Source organism: Blastococcus sp. SYSU DS0533 (genome assembly GCF_054050775.1).
In genome coordinates this window covers 171,642-189,661 of record NZ_JBJGZZ010000002.1, presented here as the reverse complement: position 1 = coordinate 189,661, position 18,020 = coordinate 171,642, and the positions used below count along the sequence as shown (strand labels likewise).

Here is an 18,020-nt window from a genome sequence, read left to right as displayed (position 1 = left end):
GAGAGGGGCGGCGGCGGAAGCCGGGCGGGGCTCCCGCCGCCGAAGGGCGGTCAGGACCGGAGGGTGTAGCCGGCCTCGTCGACCGCCGCCGCGATGTCGGCGCGGTCCACGGGCCGGTCGGCGGTGACGGTCACGATGCCGCTGGCCACGTCGACGGTGACGGAGTCGACGCCGTCGACGGCGGCGATCTCGTCGGTGACCGCGCGCTGGCAGTGCGCGCAGGTCATGCCGGTGACGGTGAAGGTGGTCGAGCCGATGAAGGTGCGGGGGGTGCCGGACAGCATGGGAACTCCTCGGGGGTGGGTGGTGCGATCGGTCGGTGGAAGAGTCGCCGCGAACCGGCGGCCTTCTCACCGGGCATTTCGCCGGGTTCCCTGCCGGGGATGGCCGGCAGCGGCTCAGTGGCCGTGGCCTCCGTGCCCGTGACCGCTGGCGCCGGCCGCAGGGCGCCCGGCGGTGGCGGGGAGGCGCGGCCGTGGTCCGCCGCCGGTTTCGGCGCTGGGATGGGCCGACATGGCTCGTCCTCGAGGTATGGGCTGTTGATCGCCATCGCCGAGATGACCCACGCCGGTGATGTCGCCGGGTTCCCGACCCGGGGCCTGGACCGCTCCGATCGGTACGGTCCCGGTCGTGCTTGTCGGTCGGGATGACGAACGTGCGGCGATCTCCGCTCTGCTCGACGCCGCCCGCGCCGGAGCCGGCGGGTCGCTGGTGCTCCGTGGCGTGGCCGGGTCGGGCAAGTCGTCGCTGTTGGCGGAAGCGGTCACGGCGGCCTCCGGGATGCGGGTGCTGCGTACGTCGGGAGTGGAGTCGGAGTCCCCGCTGGCGTTCGCCGCGCTGCAGCGGCTGCTGTGGCCCGTGCGTGCGCGCATCGAGAACCTGCCGGCACCGCAGGCCGCGGCGCTGCGGGCGGCCCTGGGCGAGGCGACCGGTGGTGGGGACGGTGACCGCTTCCTGGTCTTCCTCGGCACGCTGAGCGTGCTCGCCGACGCCGCGGAGGAGACGCCGGTGCTGGCCGTGGTCGACGACGCGCACTGGCTGGACGACGCCTCCGCCGCGGCACTGCTCTTCGCCGCCCGGCGGCTGCAGGCCGAGCGCGTCGCGCTGCTCTTCGCCACCCGCGACGGCGAGGCCTACGGCTTCGACGCGCGCGACCTACCCACCGCATTCCTCGGTTCCGTCACCGGGGCCGACGCGGGCGAACTGCTGGCGTCGCGGGCCGGCGGCGCCGTCGACCCGGCGGTGCGTGATCGGCTGGTGGCCGCAACCGGCGGCAACCCGCTCGCCCTCGGCGAGCTCGCCGCCGCCCTCACCGGCGACCAGCTGGCCGGCCGGACGCCGCTTCCGACGCCGCTGCCACTGACCGGCGGCGTCGAGCGGGGGTTCCTCGACCGGGCCCGGCACTTGAGCGACCCGGCCCAGCGCTTCCTGCTGCTCGCCGCGGCCGACGACACCGGCCGGCTGACCGTCGTCCGGGACGCCGCGACTCGTCTCGACCTCGGCGACGACGCCCTGGAGGAGGCCGAGCGGATCGGTCTGCTCCGGGTCGACGGCGACGCTCTGACCCTCTACCACCCGCTGGTCCGCTCGGCGGTGTACCGGGCGGCCACGAGCGCGCAGCGGCGCGCCACCCACCGGGCGCTGGCCGACGTGCTGCCCGAGGACCCGGATCGACGGGCGTGGCACCTGGCGGCGGCGGCCGACCGGCCGGACCTGGCGGTGGTCGACGCGCTGGATTCGGTCGCCGAACGGGCTGCCGGCCGCGGCGGGCACGAGGCCGCTGCCGCCGCGTGGGCGCGCGCCGCCGAACTCACCGGTGGAGGGGAGGCCCGGGGCCGGCGGCTGTACCTGGCTGCGTCATCGAGCTGGCTCGGGGCCCACCCGTCCAGGGCGGCGGCGCTGGCGACCGCGGCCGCGGCCGACGTGACCGAGCCCGCACTGCGCGCGCGGTTGCTCACCTTGCAGGGGCAGATCGAGTGGAACACCCGCTCGGTCGACGACGGCTACGACTACATCGTGCACGCCGCCCAGGTGGCAGCCGGCGCCGAGGAGGCGCTGGCCCAGCAGCTCGCGATGCTCGCCGCGTCGCTGGCCGCTTTCGGCGCCCGGTCCGCGCGGGAGTTCGATCCGGCAACGCTGGTCCCCCCGCCCGGGAAGGACGCAGCCCCGCACTCGCACGCAGCCTTCGCCCTCCTGCAGGGATTCCGTGCCGTCCGCCGTGAGGACTGGGCCACCGCGACCGACCGCTTCCACGACGCCTTCGCCCTCACCGACGACGCCCCGGTGGACGACCACGTGCTGCAACCCAACCTCGGCGTCGCGGCGATGCTGATCGACGACGACGAACGCGGCCTGCGCCTGCACCAGCAGCAGCTCACCGCGGCCCGGAGCGCCGGAGCGCTCAGCATGGTGGAGCACGCCCTCACCCGCGGAGCGCTGTTCCAGATCGCCACCGGCGCCTGGTCGCAGGCGGCCGGCGCCGCGACCGAGGCGCTGACGCTGACCTCGAGCACGGGGCATGCAGGGCTGACCGCGTTGCCGGCCGCGGAGCTGGCCCTTCTCGGCGCGCTGCGCGGGGACGACGCCGCCGATCAGCACGTGGCCGAGGTGTCGGCGATCCGGGACGCACACCCGGTCGGGCTCACCGGATCCATCGTCGTCGACATGGTGCACTGGGCGCAGGGGCTGCGTGCCCAGCAGCCGGCGTCCGCCCTGCACCACCTCGAACGGATCAGCTCCCCGGCGTACCGCCGCATGGCCGCTCTGGACCGGCTCGAGGCCGCGGTCCGCGCCGGACGGGAAGATCTCGCACGCACTTGGCTGGCCGAGCTGGAGGCGTTCGCGGCCGGCACGCGCGCCCCGGCCGCGGTCGCCGCCGTGGAGCACGGCCGCGCCCTGCTCGCCGGCGACGGCGACGTCGAAGAGCACTTCCGCCGCGCCCTGGCCGCCCACGCGACATCGCTGCGGGTACCCGATCGGGCGCGCACCGAGCTCGCCTTCGGCGAGTACCTGCGCCGCGCGAGACGCCGGGTGGACGCCCGTGCGCACCTGCGGGCGGCGCTGGGGCTGTTCGAGGAGCTGGGCGCGGCGCCGTGGGCCGAACGAGCCGCGCAGGAACTGCGCGCCTCCGGGGAGACCGCCCGCCGCCGCGACGTCACCACGTCCACCGACCTGACCGCCCAGGAGCGCCAGGTCGCGGCACTCGTGCGGCAGGGGCTGTCCAACCGGGACGTCGCCGCGCGGCTGTTCGTGTCCCCGCGCACCGTCGACTTCCACCTGCGCAACGTGTTCAGCAAGCTCGGCGTGGCCTCCCGCGCCGAGCTCACCGCGCTCTCGCTGGACCTCTGACCGGCCGGCTGCCGCGACGCGCCCCGGCAGCCGACCTGGCGATTCTCCCGGCGTGACGCCGGCTCCCTGCTCCTAGCGTCCGAGCGTCACCACGACCCGGACGCCAGGAGCTCCCGATGACCAGCACCGTCGACACCCGCACCCCCGAGGCGACCGCAGTCTCGGGTTCTCGCCGGCGCGGCGGCGTGCGCACCACGCTCGCCCGCCGCTGGCCCACCGGCATCGGCGTCGCGGCGGTCGCCGCCAGCCTCACCGCCCTGGCGCCGCTGCCCGACCAGGTGCACGCCTGGATCAGCGCCTGGTGCGTGCTGCTCGCCGCGGTCGTCTACCTGCTGTGGGGCACCGTCCGCGGCGATCTGGACGATCGGCGGCTGCTGACCGCCCAGACCGCCGCGGTGCTCGCCTTCGGCGCGGTGGCGATGGCTGCGGTCGCCGTCGACCCGGCCGCCGCGCGCTACGTGCTGGCCGCCGGCTGGCTCGCGCACGCCGCCTGGGACGTCGTCCACCACCGCATCGACCGGGTCGTGCCCCGCTGGTACGCCGAAACCTGCCTGGTCGCCGACCTCCTGATCGCCACGGCCCTGCTCACCGTCGGCGTCGTCTGACCGCCCATCCCGCCCACGTCCGTCCTCACCTCGTCCGGAGATCACCATGCCCACGCCCCCGCCCTCGCCTACCGCCTCCGGCGATGTCCTGGATGTACTCGTCGTCGGCGCCGGCCAGGCCGGCCTCGCCCTCGGCCACCACCTCGCCGCCCGCGGCGCGGACTTCCTGCTGGTGGACGCCGGCCCGGAGATCGGCTCCTCATGGCGTTCCCGCTGGGACTCGCTGCGGCTGTTCAGCCCCGCCCAGTACGACTCGCTCCCCGGCCTGCCGTTCCCCGCCCCGGCCGACACCCACCCGAGCAAGGACGACGTCGCCGACTACCTCGCCGCCTACGCCGCCCACTTCGCGCTCCCCGTGCGGCTGGACTCCCCGGTGCTCCGGCTGCACCGAGACGCCGACGGCACCTTCGCGGCCACCACCCCGACCGGAACGCTGCCCGCGAAGCAGGTCGTCGTCGCCACCGGCCCCTTCCAGACGCCGCACATCCCCGCTCTCGCCGACGGGCTGGACCCGCAGGTGCCCCAGCTGCACAGCGCCGGGTACCGCAACCCCACCCAGGTCCCCGGCGGCGGCCGGGTCCTGGTCGTGGGTGCCGCCAACTCCGGTCTGCAGATCGCCGCCGAGCTCGCCGCGACCCAGCCGGTCACCGTCGCGGTCGGCACCCGGCCGACCGAGCTGCCCCAGCGGATCGCCGGCCGCGACCTGTTCTTCTGGCTGAGCCGCTCCGGGTTCTTCACCGTGCCCGCGCACACCCGCATCGCCCGCCGGCTGCGCGCCCGCGGCGACATCGTCATCGGCACCCGCAGCCGCACCCTTCGCCGCCGGGGCATCGACTTTCGGCCACGGCTCGTCGCCCTCGACGGCCGCACCGCCACCTTCGCCGACGGCACCACCGTCCACGTCGACGCCGTCGTGTGGGCCACCGGCTTCCGACCCGACTACTCCTGGCTGCACGTTCCCGGCGTCGTCGTGGACGGGCAGGTGTGCCACACCGGCGGGACGACCGACGTGCCCGGTCTGCACTTCCTCGGCCTGCCCTGGCAGACCTGCCGTGGCTCGGCCCTGCTCGGCTTCGTCGGCGCCGACGCCGATGCGCTGGCCGCCCGGCTGACCGTGGACGCCGCCGAGCCGCAGCAGCGCACCGGGTCCCGCCCCGGCGCGGCGACCCACACGGGCCTCCCGGCGTGACGCCGGCGACGTATTCCTGGCGTCGACCTCGGCCCACCGACCTCCGTCCACCCGCAGGAGACAGCGATGACAACCGCGATGCACCCGCCGGTCAGTGTTGACCGCCTCCCCGCGGCGACGTCGCGGGGAACGTCGCCGCCGGATCGGTCGGCGCCCTCGCCGACGGAGTTCACCTCCGCAGTGGTCCGGGCATTCCTCGTCCGTTTCACGGTCACGCTGCTGCCGATGGTGGCCACCCTGGTCGGTCTCGAGGCCGGGTGGTTGCTGCTCGCCGCCGACACCTGGGCCGCCGCGGCCGGGTTCGTCGCCGGGTGGGCGCTGACCGTCGCCGGCTGGCTCCGCCGTCGCGCCTGGCAGGTCGGAACGGTGCTGACGGTCATCGGGGCTCCGGCCGCCCTGTTGGCCGGGCCGGCCATGCTCACCTGGCTGGCCCCGGCCGGGCTCGTGCTGTGGGCACCGGTGAGCATCGTCCTCGCGGTGGCGCTGGCGATGGCCGCTCACCCGCTCGCAGCGGCCGGCTCGCAGCCCTAGGACCGCCGGCTCGCCACTGATCGCGCCCTGCCCGACCTGCTCGCCTACTGCCCGTCGACCGACCCGTCGTGCTCGACGCGCACCTCGCGGTTGCCGATCGACCTCTCGCAGACCTCCACTGGCCCTCTCACTCCCCCAGCCGGTCCGACCGATCGTCGGCTCGGCGCGTCGACGGTCCCGCGGCACCCGCCACCGGGCTCAGGCCACACCCGTGGCCGCCCCATCGCCCCGCCGTGAGTGCCCGAGGAGAACCAGTCGTGCCGCCGCGGGAGGGCTCGCTGACGCCGGCAGCCGACGGTAGGCGGGATGTGGGTGGGGTCCACGGTGACCGGTCGCTCGCCGACGTGGGGAGTCGAGACGTCCGCACGGACGGAGCGCGGGTCGAGCGGCTCACTCAAGCGGACCCGTGGCGATCAGCGGGGGGCGAGTCCCGTTCGGTAGGCGTAGGCGACAGCCTGTGCGCGGTCGCGCGCACCGGTCTTGGCAAAGATGTGGTTGACGTGCGTCTTCACGGTGGCCTCGCTCACGACGAGCCGGGCGGCGATCTCGGCATTGGTCAGGCCCTGCGCGATGAGGCCCAGCACCTCCGCCTCGCGCTGGGTGAGGTCGTCGGGCAAGGAGCGGATGGCCGGCGTTCGGGCGCCCACCGGTTGGCCACCGAGGTTTCCTACGACCCGCGCCTGGGCGGCGGTGTCCAGGACCATCTGCCCGGAGGCCACCGCCGCGATGGCCCGCGCGATCTCGTCCGCGCCCGCGTCCTTGGTCAGGTACCCGCGGGCGCCGGCGCGCAGGGCTCCCAACACGGACTCGTCATCGGCGTAGGTGGTCAGCGCCAGGACGGCGACGGCCGGGTGTTCCGCAAGGAGGCGCCGGGTGGCCTCGATGCCGTCCATCCGCGGCATGCGCAGGTCCATGAGGACGACGTCGGGAGAGAGCCGGGCCACCGCGTCCAGGGCCTGCTCGCCGTCCTCGGCGCTGGCGACCACCTCGATGCCGGGGAGCAGTCCCAGGAGCACGGCCAGCCCGTCGCGCACGACCCGCTGGTCGTCGACGACGAGGACTCGCACGGTCACGAGGTCACCGGCACGGAGAGCTCGACGCGGAACCCGTCGGCGCTTTGCGTGGCGCGGAACCGCCCACCCAGCAGGTCCGCCCGTTCGGCGATGCCGGTGAGGCCGTACCCGGCCGGACCGGACGCAGGCTGCCCCGGCCGCGGCCCGCCGTGGTCCTCGACGATGACCACCACCGCACTGTCGCTCCACCGGATGGTGACCTCGGCTGTGGCGTCGGGCGCGTGCTTGCGGACGTTGCTCAGCCCTTCCTGCACGGTGCGGTACACGGCGAGCCGTGCGTTCGGGGCCAGTACGACGGGGTCCCCGCTGACGTCCAGGGTGCAGCGGCCGCCGGATCGGCGGTGTTCCTCGATCAGCTGGGGCACCTCTTCAGGTCCCGGGAGATCGTCACCCCGGAGCGCCGCGACGGCCCGCCGGGCCTCGGTGAGACCGGCCCGGGCCAGCTGAGAGGCGTCGTCCAGCGCCGTGACCACCTCAGGGGCCGCGTGACCGGACCGGGCCAGCAGGCGGGCACCTTCGAGGTGCACGGCCAGGCCGGAGAGCGTGTGGGCGAGGACGTCGTGCATCTCCCGGGCCAGCCGGGAGCGCTCCGCCAGGGCGGCGGCCAGCCGCTCGGCGTCTCGGGTGGCTTCCAGCTCCTGGCGCTGCTCGTGTTCCCGGCGCAGCAGCCATCCCATGAGGAAGAAGAACGCCGCGCCGCCGTCGGTGACCAGGACGAACAGCGCGGGCGACTGCGCGCTCTGGAACTGCTCGAGGTTGAACAGGAGCGCCGAGGCGACCGCGGTGGCTGCCGCGTCACGGACCGGCAGTCGGAGCGGGGCGAACGCCATGATCAGGAAGAGCGCCACCACCGGCCCGGCCGGGTCGGCGTTGCGGACGGCTGTCGCGGCGACCGCCATCGCGAACAGCAGCGCGACCACGAACCGGCGCGGCGCGTCCACCCACAGCAGGAACACTCCCGCGGCCACCGCGTACGCCGCGGTGGCCGTCGTGACCTGGGCCGCCGAACCGCTGAGGCCGAAGCCGACGGCGCCGGCGGCGTTGGCCACGACGACCAAGGCGACGACGGCGAACCCGACCGAGGTCAGCAACCTGGCGCGAACCTGCACCCGGCGACAGTGCCAGGTCCGCCCGCTCCGCGGGATCCACCTCCGGGTGGATCCCGAGCCTGGCGGGTGGAGACCGCAGGTTCCACCCGGACGCCGATGACGGGGACCGCGGCCGCGGCCAGGCTCCTGACATCCGTTCGGAAAGGAGCCGAGATGGTCCTCGCTGCACTTCAGGGCGCCAATCTGGCCGCCCGCTTCGCCCTCGAGCTCAGCGCGCTGGGCGCGCTGTCCTACTGGGGCTTCCAGGTCTCGGCCTCGCTCGGCGTGCGGGTGCTGGCCGGGCTCGGGACACCGCTGGTCGCGGCCGTCGTGTGGGGTCTGTTCGCCTCGCCGCGGGCCAGCGTGCAGCTCCCGGCGCCGGCGCAGCTGGCCGTCCAGCTGGCCGTCTTCGCCGTGGCCGTCGCCGCCCTCGTCGCTGCGGGCCGGCCCCAGCTGGCCGGGGCACTCGGCGTCGCCGCTGCCGTCAACGCGGCGCTGATGGCGTGGTGGGACCAGTGAGCGCCCCCGCCACGACGGCGCGCTGGGCGGCAGCCGCATCGGTCACCTACGTCGTGTCCTGGGTCCTCGGACTGCTGGCAGCCCCCGCTGTCCCCGCCGGCGCGTCGCCGGTCGAGGTGCACGAGCAGCTCGTGGGCCACCGACTCGGCCCGCTCGTCCAGTCACTGCTCGTCCATGGCACGGCCGGTGCCGCCCTGGCGGTGCTGGCCGTCAGCCTGGTCCGGCTGGCCGCCCGTCGGGTCGGCGGCCGCGGTCCCGTCCTCATCGGCGGTGTGGCGGCGGCCGTGCTGTCCTGGGTGCAGGTCGCGCTGTTCGTCGTCCTCCTCGCGGGGCTCGACGGCGGCGACCCCGGGAACACCTGGGCCCTGCGGCAGGCGATCGACCGGGCGGACGGCGCCAAGCTCGTCGCGCTCGCGGTCTTCGCGATCGCCGCGACCGTTCTGGCGCGTCGGGCCCGGCTCGGCGAGCGATGGCTCGTCGTCGCGGCCCGGGCGTTGGCGCCGCTGCTCCTGACCGGAGCGACCTCTTTCGTCGTTCCGTCGGCACTGCTGTCGGCGACGCTGTACGTGAGCCTGCCGCTGCTGTTGCTCGTCGTGGGCGGTACCGGGGTCGCCGCGTGGCGGCGATCCCGGATCCGGGCTGAGGGTGCCGGCGCCGCCGGTGACACCCCCCATGAGGAGCAGGGTGGCGGCGAGGGTCCACCACGTCGACCGCAGTGGGAGCAGCTTGATCCACTCACCTCCCTCGTCCGCGACGAGGGGGGTCGCCCAGCGACCCGCCGCCCCGACCCACGACGCCCATCCCGCCGCCGTGGAAGCACCATCTCGCACTGGTGATCTGGCTGGCCGTGATGCCGACGCTGACCGTCCTGGACCTCGGCTCGAGCAGCGTGCTCTCGGCCGCCCCGGTCGTCTCGCGCACGTTCGTCGTCGCCACGGTCGCGGTCCCGATCGTCCTGTACGGGCTGATGCCGCAGCTGCACCGGCTGCGCGTCCGGTTGCTCGCCCGTCAGGTCCGCCCGTGACCACCGCGCTCGTTCCGCGCGCGCCTGTCCTCGGCGCCGTCGTCGGGCTGCCCGTTCAGTGCTCGCCTCCGATGCGGATCGACCACGCCGTCATGGCTCACCGGGCACCGGGCCCGACGACGTTCGGGCACAGGGCGGCGGCGAACCCGGCAGCTCGCGACCTCCGTGACGGAGCGTGGCCCGGCGGCACCCCGTCGCACCGACTCGGGGAAGGGTTCCGGAGGACGCCGGCGCCGGACCGCCCGCTCGACGCCGGCGCCGCCCCGTCGGGACGACTCACGCTCCTGCCGTCGATCATTCCTCGTCCCCGCCTGCGACCGCGTGGTTCGCGACGATGACGCCCAGCGGGTCGACCTGCTCCCGCACGGCGCGCAGCCGCTGCCAGTCCTGCTCGCGATACCCCTGGCGGACGTCGACCCTCGATTCGCTGAAGTTCAGGTATCGCCGTCCGTTCGCCCACGGGGCCATGGCACGGACCACGCCCGTGGTGCGCCGCTCGGAGTCGGCGCTCATCTCCGGCGTGAACGCCAGCCCGCCGGTGAACAGCGCGAACCGTCCGTCGAGCTGGGGCAGGACACCGGCACCGGGAGCCGGACGCCCGAGAGCGCCGCCCAGCTGCCGCAGCTCGATCATCGGGGGCGCGTCGGCGGCCCCGGCGCCCGCCACCTCGAGCAGCCGGTCGATCGCGGCCGCGGACAGCGGGCCGAGCAGCGCGTCCGCGGAGATCCCCGGGGTGGGTGCTTCGGGGTCCATGTGCAGCCGGATCAGTGAGGAGGTGGGCACACGGCCGAACGTGTCGATCTCCGGAGCGAGGTCGCGGAGCGGCGCGAGCACCCTTCCCGCGGCTGCGTCGTCCGCGAGCACGGCACCGTCGACGACGAGCAGCGACCGACCTCGGAAGGGGGCCGGGAGCTCGGGCACGTCCGGGAACCGGAGGAACCGGAAAGCGGTCGTGACCTCGTCGGGTGCCTCGTCGGCCCACTCCGCCCAGCGCGGGAGCACGGCCTCGGCCCGGGCCACGTCCCACACGAGCATGCCGGCGTAGGCCTCGGTGAAGGGAAAGGCCCGGAACTCCAGCTCGGTGACGATCCCGGCGTTGGCGCCCCCACCGCGCAGCGCCCAGAACAGGGCCGCGTCGTGCTCCGCATCGACCCGGCGGATCTCCCCGTCCGCTGTCACGAGCTCCGCGGCCGTGATCGCGTTGGTCTGCAGCCCCAGGGACCTGGCGTACCACCCGATGCCGCCGCCGAGCGAGTAGCCGACGACGCCGACGTCGGGCGAGGAGCCGTGCAGGACGGTGAGCCCGTGCTCGGCCGCCGCGCCCACCACGTCGATCCAGAGGCAGCCGGCTCCCACGGTGACCCGCTCTCGGGCCCGGTCGACGTGCACCTGCCGCATGCCCGCCGTCCGCAGCAGCACGGTGCCGCTGAGGTCCCCGAGCGGGCCGGCGTTGTGCCCGGTCCCCTGAGGGGCGACCCGCAGGCCGGCGGCGGCCACGGCCCGGACGACCTCGGCGACCTCCGCCGCGGAACCGGGGTAGCAGACGGCGGCAGGGCGCTGGTCGACGGCCAGGTTCCACGCCATGCGGGCCTCGTCGTAGGAGGGATCGCCGGGGAGGTGGACGGCCCCGCCGCACAGCGTGCGCAGAGCGGAGGCAGCAGGGTGCAGGCGTGCCGCAGCATCGGTGACGGTCACCGGAGTCTCCTTCGGATCGGTTCGGCAGGGACACCGGCACCGTGCCGCGGCTCGCTGAGCGGCCACCTGGCAGCAGCTTGGCAGCGGCTTGGTGGCCCGTCGGGCTAGGGCGACGGCTCCTCGCCCAGCCCCCGGAGCGTCGCCGTGACGTCCTCCACCAGGCTGTGCGCGCCGCAGCTCTCCGCCCGGCCGCGCGCCGAGCGGAGGAGCGCTCCCGCCTCGTCCGGATCCCCGACCACGCGGGCCAGCGCCGCCTCCGCACGGGCGAGCTCCAGCCGTGCAGGCGTCTCGGCGAGGATCCCGACGGCGTCCCGGAGCGCGGGTTCGCCCCGGGCAGCGAGCAGCTCGCCGAGCCGGCGCAGAGTCCTTCCGATCGGTCGCGGCGCGCCCCACTCCCTGGCCAGCGCCAGCTCCTGCTCGAGCAGCGGGACCGCCTCGGCGGGCCGGCCCAGTCCGGCGAGCCCGGCGGCCATCAGGGACCGCCACGGTCGCCAGGCGGGGTTGCGCCACCTGGGCTCCAGCTGCGCCAGCGTCCGCGCCCGGCCGACCACCTCGTCGAAGCGGCCCTCGGCCAGGGCGAGCCGTCCGCGGGCGTACACCCCGAAGCACCCGCCGTCGCCGAGGAGGGCGAGATGCCCGAGGCCGGAGGCGACCGCGCGCGCGGCAGGGACGTCGCCGCGCTCCAGCGCGACCTCGAGCGCGAAGGCGTGGCTGTACAACGCCCCGAGCCGCACGTGCCAGCGCGCCGTGAGGTCGATCGCCACAGCGAGGGAGTGCTGGGCGGCCTCGAGCTCGCCCCGTCGCAGGAGCGCGTGCCCCCACCACAGCCGCACGGACAGCAGGGAGAACGGTGAGCCCGTCGCCTCCGCATCGAGGTGGGCCTGGGCCCAGTAGGCCGACAGGTCGTCGTCGGCCAGCTCGAGCACGTTCGCGGCGCTCAACTCGAACAGGCTGAGACCGTTCGCCCGCAGTGCCCCGTCCTCCAGGGCGAACCGGGCGAGGGCGACCGCTCGCTCGCGGTCGCGGCCGTCGATGGTGAGCTGCAGGGCGCGTTCCGCCGCGGCCATCCGCGCTCCCACGTCGTTCCCCTCGGGCCACGACGTCTGCGTGCGCCGCCACCGATGCGCGGGCAGTCCGTGCATGTACCCGCACATCCGCGCCGACGCCTCGAGCCCCTGGCGGCGATCGACGAGGTCGGCAGGGAGGTCGGCCTGGGCGTTGCCGGCGAAGTCGGCAGCCTCGCCGACCCGGCCGGCGAAGATCAGCGTCTGGGTCAGCGCCTGGGCGATGTCCGCCCGCAGCCGGGGGTCGCGTGCCAGGTCGTAGGCCTCGCGCAGGTGCGTGAGGGCGGCGGGGCCGTCGACGTGGGCTTCCACGCGGCCCAGTTCGGCCAGGACGTCGGCACGGGTGGCGGCGTCGGGCGGCTCGGCCAGGGCGCGGCGGAGCACGAACACGGCGCTGTCCGTGGCACCGCGGCTGACGGCGTCCCGGGCCGCGGCGCGGAGCGTCGACACGACCCACGGGTCCGCGCGTGGCGGGATGACCAGGAGGTGCGAAGCGATGGCCTCCAGGGGCGCCTGCCTGGCGGCCAGCAGGCGCGCGGCCCGCTCGTGCCGCAGTTCGCGCACCCCCGGTGGCAGCCCGCGCTCGACGGCCTCGGCCACCAGCGGGTGCACGAAGCCGAGCGGGGGTTCCTGCCGGAGCACCTCGGCGCGCGCCAGCGCGGCGATGGCGCCGGCGCACGCCGCTTCCCCCACCTCGGCGAGCGCAGCCACCGCGGGGAGCTCTGCCCGCTCCCCCAGCACGGCGACGGCGGCCGCCACCGCAGCGGCGTCCTTCCCGAGGCGGGCGAGCCGGAGCTGCACGAGGTTGGCGATCGCTCGCGACCCGATCGCCATCGTGGCGTCGGCGTGTGCCGCGTCGGGCGGCACCCGCTCGGCCTCCAGTGCGCGGAGCAGCTGCCGGAGGAGCAGCGGGTTCCCGCCCGTGGCCCCGTGGCACGCACGCACGAACTCGGGGTCCGGCGCCCGCCCCAGCTGCCTGGCGACGAGAGCGGTCACCCCCGTGGGCGTCAGCGCCTGGGGGCGCAGGAGCCGGACCTCGGGGTGCTCGGTGAGCTCCGCGTACAGCTCGGGGGCGTCGTGCGGCTCGCCGTCGCGGCGGGTGGCCGCGACCAGCACACGGAGGCCGTGGAGGCGTCCGACGACGTAGGCGACCGCGCGCAGCGACGTGACGTCGCACCACTGCAGGTCGTCGATGGCCAGCACGACCGGGCAGTCGGAGGCGAGGGCGGCGACGAGGCGGTACACACCGTTCAGCACCGAGAACGCGATGTCAGGACCCGGGGCGCCGACGGGGGCGAGGTCGAAGACGCTCGCGGCTGCCGATGCCGCCCCACCCAGGAGCGCCGCCCGGCGTTCCGGGTCCTGCAGGGGTGGTTCCAGGAGCTGCCGGACGACGCCGAAGGCGTAGCCCTTCTCCAGCGGCGTGGCCCGTGCCGTCAGCACGAGCGCGTCCCGGGCGAGCAGGGCGGCGAGCTCCTGCAGCAGCCGGGTCTTCCCGACGCCCGGCACCCCCTCGATGAGCGAGAAACCGCCTCGCCCGCGACGCAGGTCGTCCGCCCACGAGCGGAGCGAGGAGAGTTCCCCCTCCCGTTCCAGGACGAGGTCCTCCGGCGGCGCGCCCGCCGGCTGGTCACCGGGCTGCTCCGTGGGTGCGGCCGGTCCCGGTCGCCGGGAGGTGGGGGCCTCCGGACCGTCCAGTTCCGGGGACTGCGCCAGGACGGCCGACTCCGTCCGGCGCAGGGCAGGTCCCGGGTCGACCCCGAGCTCGTCCGCGAGCACCTGCCGTGCACGACGCAGGGCAGCGAGGGCGTCGGCCTGCCGCCCGGTGCGGTACAGCGCCAGCGCGAGCAACCGCCAACGCTCCTCGCGCAGCGGGGACTCCGCGACGAGTACCTCGAGCTCCGGGACGACGAGGCCGGGCCGACCCGCGTCGAGCCGTGCCGCCGCGAGGCGTTCGACCGCGACCTCGTGCAGCTCGCGCAGCCGCGCCGCCTCGCTCCTGGCCCACGGTTCGTCGGCGAACTCCGGGAAGGGCGGACCGCCCCACGAGGCCACCGCCTGCCCGAGGACCCGGACCCGTTGCACCGGGTCTGCGTCCTCGGCTTCGCGGAGCAGCTGCTCGAACCGGAAGGCGTCCACCGCCCCGACCGGGATGGTGCAGCGGTAGCCGGCACCCTCCCGCATGAGAACCGGCCCGCCTCCGGGCGTCCGGAGCCGTCGCCGCAGCGTGGAGATGTAGGACTGCAACGTGTTGGTCGCCGACGCCGGGCGCCGGTCCGGCCAGAGCTGGTCGAGCAGCGCGTCGACGGACACCGGCATGCCGCCGGCGAGGACGAGCCGCAGCAGCACGCTGCGCTGCTGGGGACCGCCGAGGGCGACACGGGAGCCGGCGCGCTCGACCGCGACCGTGCCGAGGACGCGGACCGACCACGTCGGCGTCGACGTCCGGACATCGGCAACGGACGAGGCGACGACGTCGTCCCCTGTCATCGGCTGAACCTCCGCACACGCGCCGTGCTCCGTCCGCGACCGCCGAGGATGCCAGGCGCGGGCCGGGGCCGGGGGCCGCGCGGTCACCGTGACGGGTGCCGCTGCCGGCCCCACCGCCCCGCGGCGTGGCGGCTCTGCCCGCCGGTCAGGGGCGGTCGGTCCGCAGCCCGGGATCACGGGCCGCGCTGCCCTCTCGGCCCGCGCCGCAGTCCGCCGACCAGCAGCGCACCGGCGGCTTCGTCACCATCGGTTCCATGTGGGCCCACCAGGCGATCGCCGCCACCGAGTCCTCCGCATCCTCACGGCCGAGGCCGGACCGCACCCCGTACCCCTGGACGTGGGCGTGGAGCTCGCCGGCCACCGGATCGGCGTCGACGGCGGCGTCATGCCGGGCGTGACCGAGCGACGGACGACCGCCGAACCGATGACTGCAGCAACCCAACGCGCCGCGATCGCGGTGGTCCAGGTCCTCGGTCTGGCGGTGTGGTTCTCGGTGTCGGCGGTCGTCCCCAGCCTGCAGGCCGAGTGGGCGATCTCGAGCGCCGCGGCGGTCTGGCTCACCGGGACCGTGCAGCTGGGGTTCGTGACCGGGGCGCTGGTCTCGACCGGGCTGAACCTGCCCGACCGCTTCGCACCTCAGTGGCTGATGGCCGGCAGCGCCGCGCTCGCCGCCCTGGCGACGCTCGCTCTGGCCCTGCTCGCCGAGGACCTGGCGCCGGCGCTGGTCCTGCGGTTCCTCACCGGGGTGTGCCTCGCCGGCGTCTACCCGGTCGGCATCAAGCTGATGGCCTCCTGGGCGACCAGCCGGAACCGGGGGGCGGCCATGGGCCTGCTCATCGGCGCGCTCACCGTCGGCTCGGCACTTCCGCACCTGATCGGGGGGCTGGTGACCCTGCCGTGGCGGGGCGTCCTGCAGGTGACGGCCGCGGCCGGTCTGCTCGGTGCCGTGCTCGCCCTCGGCGTGGTGCGGCCAGGACCCCACCTGTCCAGCGGGGCCGTCACCTTGCACCCCAGGTACGCGCTGCAGATGTTCACCCAGCGCGGACCCCGGCTGGTCAACCTCGGCTACTTCGGGCACATGTGGGAGCTCTACGCCTTGTGGACGTGGGCTCCGATGTTCCTGCTGCACGCCGACGCGGCGGACGAGTTCGGCTCCTACTCCCAGGTCCTGGTGTTCGTCACCATGGGACTGTTCGGCCTGGCCGGGTGCCTGCTCGGTGGCTGGGCGGCCGACCGGTTCGGGCGCTCCGCGGCGGCCGTCACCGCGCTGACGGTCAGCGGCGCGTGCTGCCTGCTCTCCCCCCTGTCCTTCGTCGCCCCGGCACCGCTGCTGGCCTTCTTCCTCGCGGTCTGGGGCGCGTCGGTGATCGCCGACTCCGGGGTGTTCTCCACCGCGCTGTCCGAGGTCGCCGACCGTCGCTTCGTCGGCACCGCCCTCAGCGCGCAGACCGCGATCGGGTTCGCCCTCACCGTGGCCAGCATCCAGCTGGTGCCGATGCTGGCCGACGCCGTCGGTTGGCAGTACGCGTTCTTGCTCCTCGCACCCGGGCCCGCCTGCGGCGCGCTCGCGATGCGTCGCACCACCTCGCACCCCCCGGCCCGGGGCGCTGCCAGCAGGCGGTGATGCCGACCGGTCGGAGCTGGCCCGATCCGGGAGGTCCCCTCCGCCGGCGAGGGTGGCTCCACGGCCGCCTGCGGCCGAGGGCTGTTCGAGCTCGTCGCTGAGCACGGCGGCGGGGTTGTGGAGTCACCGCCGCCACCGTGATCCGGGGTGATGCCGCGCCACCGGCCGGCGGCGGCGCGCGCGGGGCGGGCGGTCGGGCTCGCCGCGCTGGGAGTGGCGGTCCTCGATGCGACGTCTCGGGCTGCTGGTGCGACGCAGACGTGCCAGGCTGGGCCTCCTCGGCAGACCGGCGCCCGACGACACCGCTGGTGCGGTGGGACGGCCCAGAATCGGCGGTGGAGCCTGTGGACGTGCTGGAGCTGTCGCGCTTCCAGTTCGCGACGACGAGCATCTTCCACTTCTTCTTCGTCTCGCTGACCGTAGGGCTGGCCTTCCTGATCGCGATCATGGAGACGGTCGCCTACGTCCGGAAGGACCGTCGCGAGCGATACGACAGGATGACCAACTTCTTCGGTCACCTGTTCCTCATCAACTTCGCGGTCGGGGTGGTCACCGGCATCGTGCAGGAGTTCCAGTTCGGGATGAACTGGAGCCAGTACTCCTACTTCGTCGGCAACATCTTCGGGGTGCCGCTGGCCCTCGAGGTGCTCATGGCCTTCTTCCTCGAGAGCACGTTCATCGGGCTGTGGTGGTTCGGCAAGGACCGGCTCAAGCGCTCGCTGCGGCTGGCTGCGATCTGGCTGGTGGCCATCGGCACGCAGATCAGCGCCTTCTGGATCGTGCTGGCCAACGCGTGGATGCACCACCCGGTCGGCTACGAGGTCGTCGACGGCCAGGCCCGCCTCACCGACTTCATGGCCGTCGTCCTCAACTACAAGGCCTGGCTGTACTTCGCCCACGTCCAGGGCAGCGCCTGGATCGTCGCGGCCTTCTTCGTCCTGGGGATCAGCGCGTACCACCTGCTGCGGCAACGCAACGTCGAGGTGTACTCCCCCGCCCTCCGGATCGGCCTGGTCTTCGCGGCGATCGGCACCGTGTTCTCCGTGGTCAGCGGGCACACCGCGGCACAGGTCGCGCGGGAGGACCAGCCGATGAAGTTCGCGGCCATGGAGGCGCAGTGGGAGACGTCGGAGTCGCCCGCCCCGTGGTCGCTGTTCGCCGTCATCGACGAGGAGGCGCGGGAGAACCGCTTCACCGTCGAGATCCCGTACCTCGGCTCCATCCTGGCCTACAACAGCCTCGAGGGCCGCTACGAGGGCATCAACCAGCTGGAGGAGGCGTACGACGCCGCGTACGGCGAGGGGGACTACATCCCGCCGGTGACCTGGGTGTACTGGTCATTCCGGATCATGGTCGCCATCGGGTCGCTCCTGCTGGCCACCGCCTTCCTCGGGCTGTTCCTCTGGTGGCGCCGCAGACAGGGGCTGAACCAGACCCGCTGGTTCCTGAAGGCGCTGGTGCTGTTCATCCCGCTGCCGTGGATCGCCAACTTCACCGGCTGGATGACGACCGAGATGGGCCGTCAGCCGTTCATGGTCTACGGCCTGCTGACCGTGGAGGAAGGCGTCAGCGCCAACACCTTCGGCGAGGTGCTCGCCGGGCTCATCGGGCTGTGGGTCGTCTACCTGGCACTCATCGGGCTGGACATCTACCTCCTCACGGTCACCGCGCGTGCCGGCATCCACCGGAAGCCGGAGGTCCAGATGCTGTCGGCGCCTGCTCCGGACTACGAGGGCGCCGGCTTCCAGGGCTACGACCGGAAGGACTGAC

General features: G+C 74.7%; 14 protein-coding genes. 9 read left to right on the top strand and 5 right to left on the bottom strand.

Translation table 11 applies throughout. The features are described from left to right. Positions 1 to 50: 50 nt before the first annotated feature. Positions 51 to 284, bottom strand: coding sequence for a heavy-metal-associated domain-containing protein (locus ACI79W_RS03960; RefSeq protein ID WP_456560771.1), 234 nt, complete (start codon positions 282 to 284; stop codon positions 51 to 53). A 346-nt stretch (positions 285 to 630) separates the two neighbouring features. Between ACI79W_RS03960 and ACI79W_RS03955 the strand changes: the two genes are divergently transcribed. The 4 genes from ACI79W_RS03955 to ACI79W_RS03940 all read left to right on the top strand — a co-directional run bounded on the left by ACI79W_RS03955 (position 631) and on the right by ACI79W_RS03940 (position 5,673). Next, complete coding sequence (locus ACI79W_RS03955; protein WP_456560770.1) at positions 631 to 3,348, top strand: AAA family ATPase; 2,718 nt, start codon at positions 631 to 633, stop codon at positions 3,346 to 3,348. 116 nt (positions 3,349 to 3,464) lie between these two features. Further along, positions 3,465 to 3,953, top strand: a complete 489-nt coding sequence (locus tag ACI79W_RS03950; protein ID WP_456560769.1) for a hypothetical protein — start codon at positions 3,465 to 3,467, stop codon at positions 3,951 to 3,953. Between the two features lie 46 nt (positions 3,954 to 3,999). Next, complete coding sequence (locus tag ACI79W_RS03945) at positions 4,000 to 5,142, top strand: flavin-containing monooxygenase (protein ID WP_456560768.1); 1,143 nt, start codon at positions 4,000 to 4,002, stop codon at positions 5,140 to 5,142. 180 nt (positions 5,143 to 5,322) lie between these two features. Then, complete coding sequence (locus tag ACI79W_RS03940; protein ID WP_456560767.1) at positions 5,323 to 5,673, top strand: hypothetical protein; 351 nt, start codon at positions 5,323 to 5,325, stop codon at positions 5,671 to 5,673. A gap of 413 nt (positions 5,674 to 6,086) precedes the next feature. Here ACI79W_RS03940 and ACI79W_RS03935 read toward each other — a convergent pair whose 3' ends face one another. Further along, a complete protein-coding gene (locus ACI79W_RS03935) occupies positions 6,087 to 6,746 on the bottom strand; it encodes a response regulator (protein ID WP_456560766.1) in 660 nt (219 codons plus the stop codon). Beyond that, on the bottom strand, positions 6,743 to 7,855 hold the full coding sequence (locus ACI79W_RS03930; RefSeq protein ID WP_456560765.1) for a sensor histidine kinase: 1,113 nt from the start codon (positions 7,853 to 7,855) through the stop codon (positions 6,743 to 6,745). Before ACI79W_RS03930 ends, ACI79W_RS03935 begins: the two co-directional genes overlap by 4 nt. 153 nt (positions 7,856 to 8,008) lie before the next feature. Between ACI79W_RS03930 and ACI79W_RS03925 the strand changes: the two genes are divergently transcribed. The 3 genes from ACI79W_RS03925 to ACI79W_RS03915 are packed head-to-tail and all read left to right on the top strand — an operon-like array spanning position 8,009 to position 9,377. Next, positions 8,009 to 8,353 carry a YrdB family protein gene (locus ACI79W_RS03925; protein ID WP_456560764.1) on the top strand — a complete coding sequence of 115 codons (345 nt, stop codon included), beginning with the start codon at positions 8,009 to 8,011 and terminating at the stop codon, positions 8,351 to 8,353. Then, positions 8,350 to 9,189 (top strand): hypothetical protein, encoded by an 840-nt coding sequence (locus ACI79W_RS03920; protein WP_456560763.1) that lies wholly within the window; start codon positions 8,350 to 8,352, stop codon positions 9,187 to 9,189. The genes ACI79W_RS03925 and ACI79W_RS03920 overlap by 4 nt, the downstream gene beginning before the upstream one ends. Next, entirely contained in the window at positions 9,186 to 9,377 is a 192-nt protein-coding gene (locus tag ACI79W_RS03915; RefSeq protein WP_456560762.1) for a hypothetical protein, read from the top strand. Before ACI79W_RS03920 ends, ACI79W_RS03915 begins: the two co-directional genes overlap by 4 nt. Positions 9,378 to 9,671: 294 nt before the next feature. On the opposite strand, the gene ACI79W_RS03910 is transcribed toward ACI79W_RS03915, so the two are convergent. Together ACI79W_RS03910 and ACI79W_RS03905 are read right to left on the bottom strand one after the other, a co-directional pair. Beyond that, entirely contained in the window at positions 9,672 to 11,072 is a 1,401-nt protein-coding gene (locus ACI79W_RS03910; protein WP_456560761.1) for an FAD-binding oxidoreductase, read from the bottom strand. Positions 11,073 to 11,176: 104 nt separating this feature from the next. Further along, positions 11,177 to 14,626, bottom strand: coding sequence for a BTAD domain-containing putative transcriptional regulator (locus ACI79W_RS03905; protein ID WP_456560760.1), 3,450 nt, complete (start codon positions 14,624 to 14,626; stop codon positions 11,177 to 11,179). Between the two features lie 424 nt (positions 14,627 to 15,050). Here ACI79W_RS03905 and ACI79W_RS03900 point away from each other — a divergent pair, with 424 nt between their 5' ends. Continuing rightward, positions 15,051 to 16,250: an MFS transporter gene (locus ACI79W_RS03900; protein ID WP_456560759.1), complete on the top strand. Its 1,200-nt coding sequence runs from the start codon at positions 15,051 to 15,053 to the stop codon at positions 16,248 to 16,250. Positions 16,251 to 16,585: 335 nt separating this feature from the next. Continuing rightward, positions 16,586 to 18,019 (top strand): cytochrome ubiquinol oxidase subunit I, encoded by a 1,434-nt coding sequence (locus tag ACI79W_RS03895; protein ID WP_456560758.1) that lies wholly within the window; start codon positions 16,586 to 16,588, stop codon positions 18,017 to 18,019. Position 18,020 lies beyond the last annotated feature (1 nt).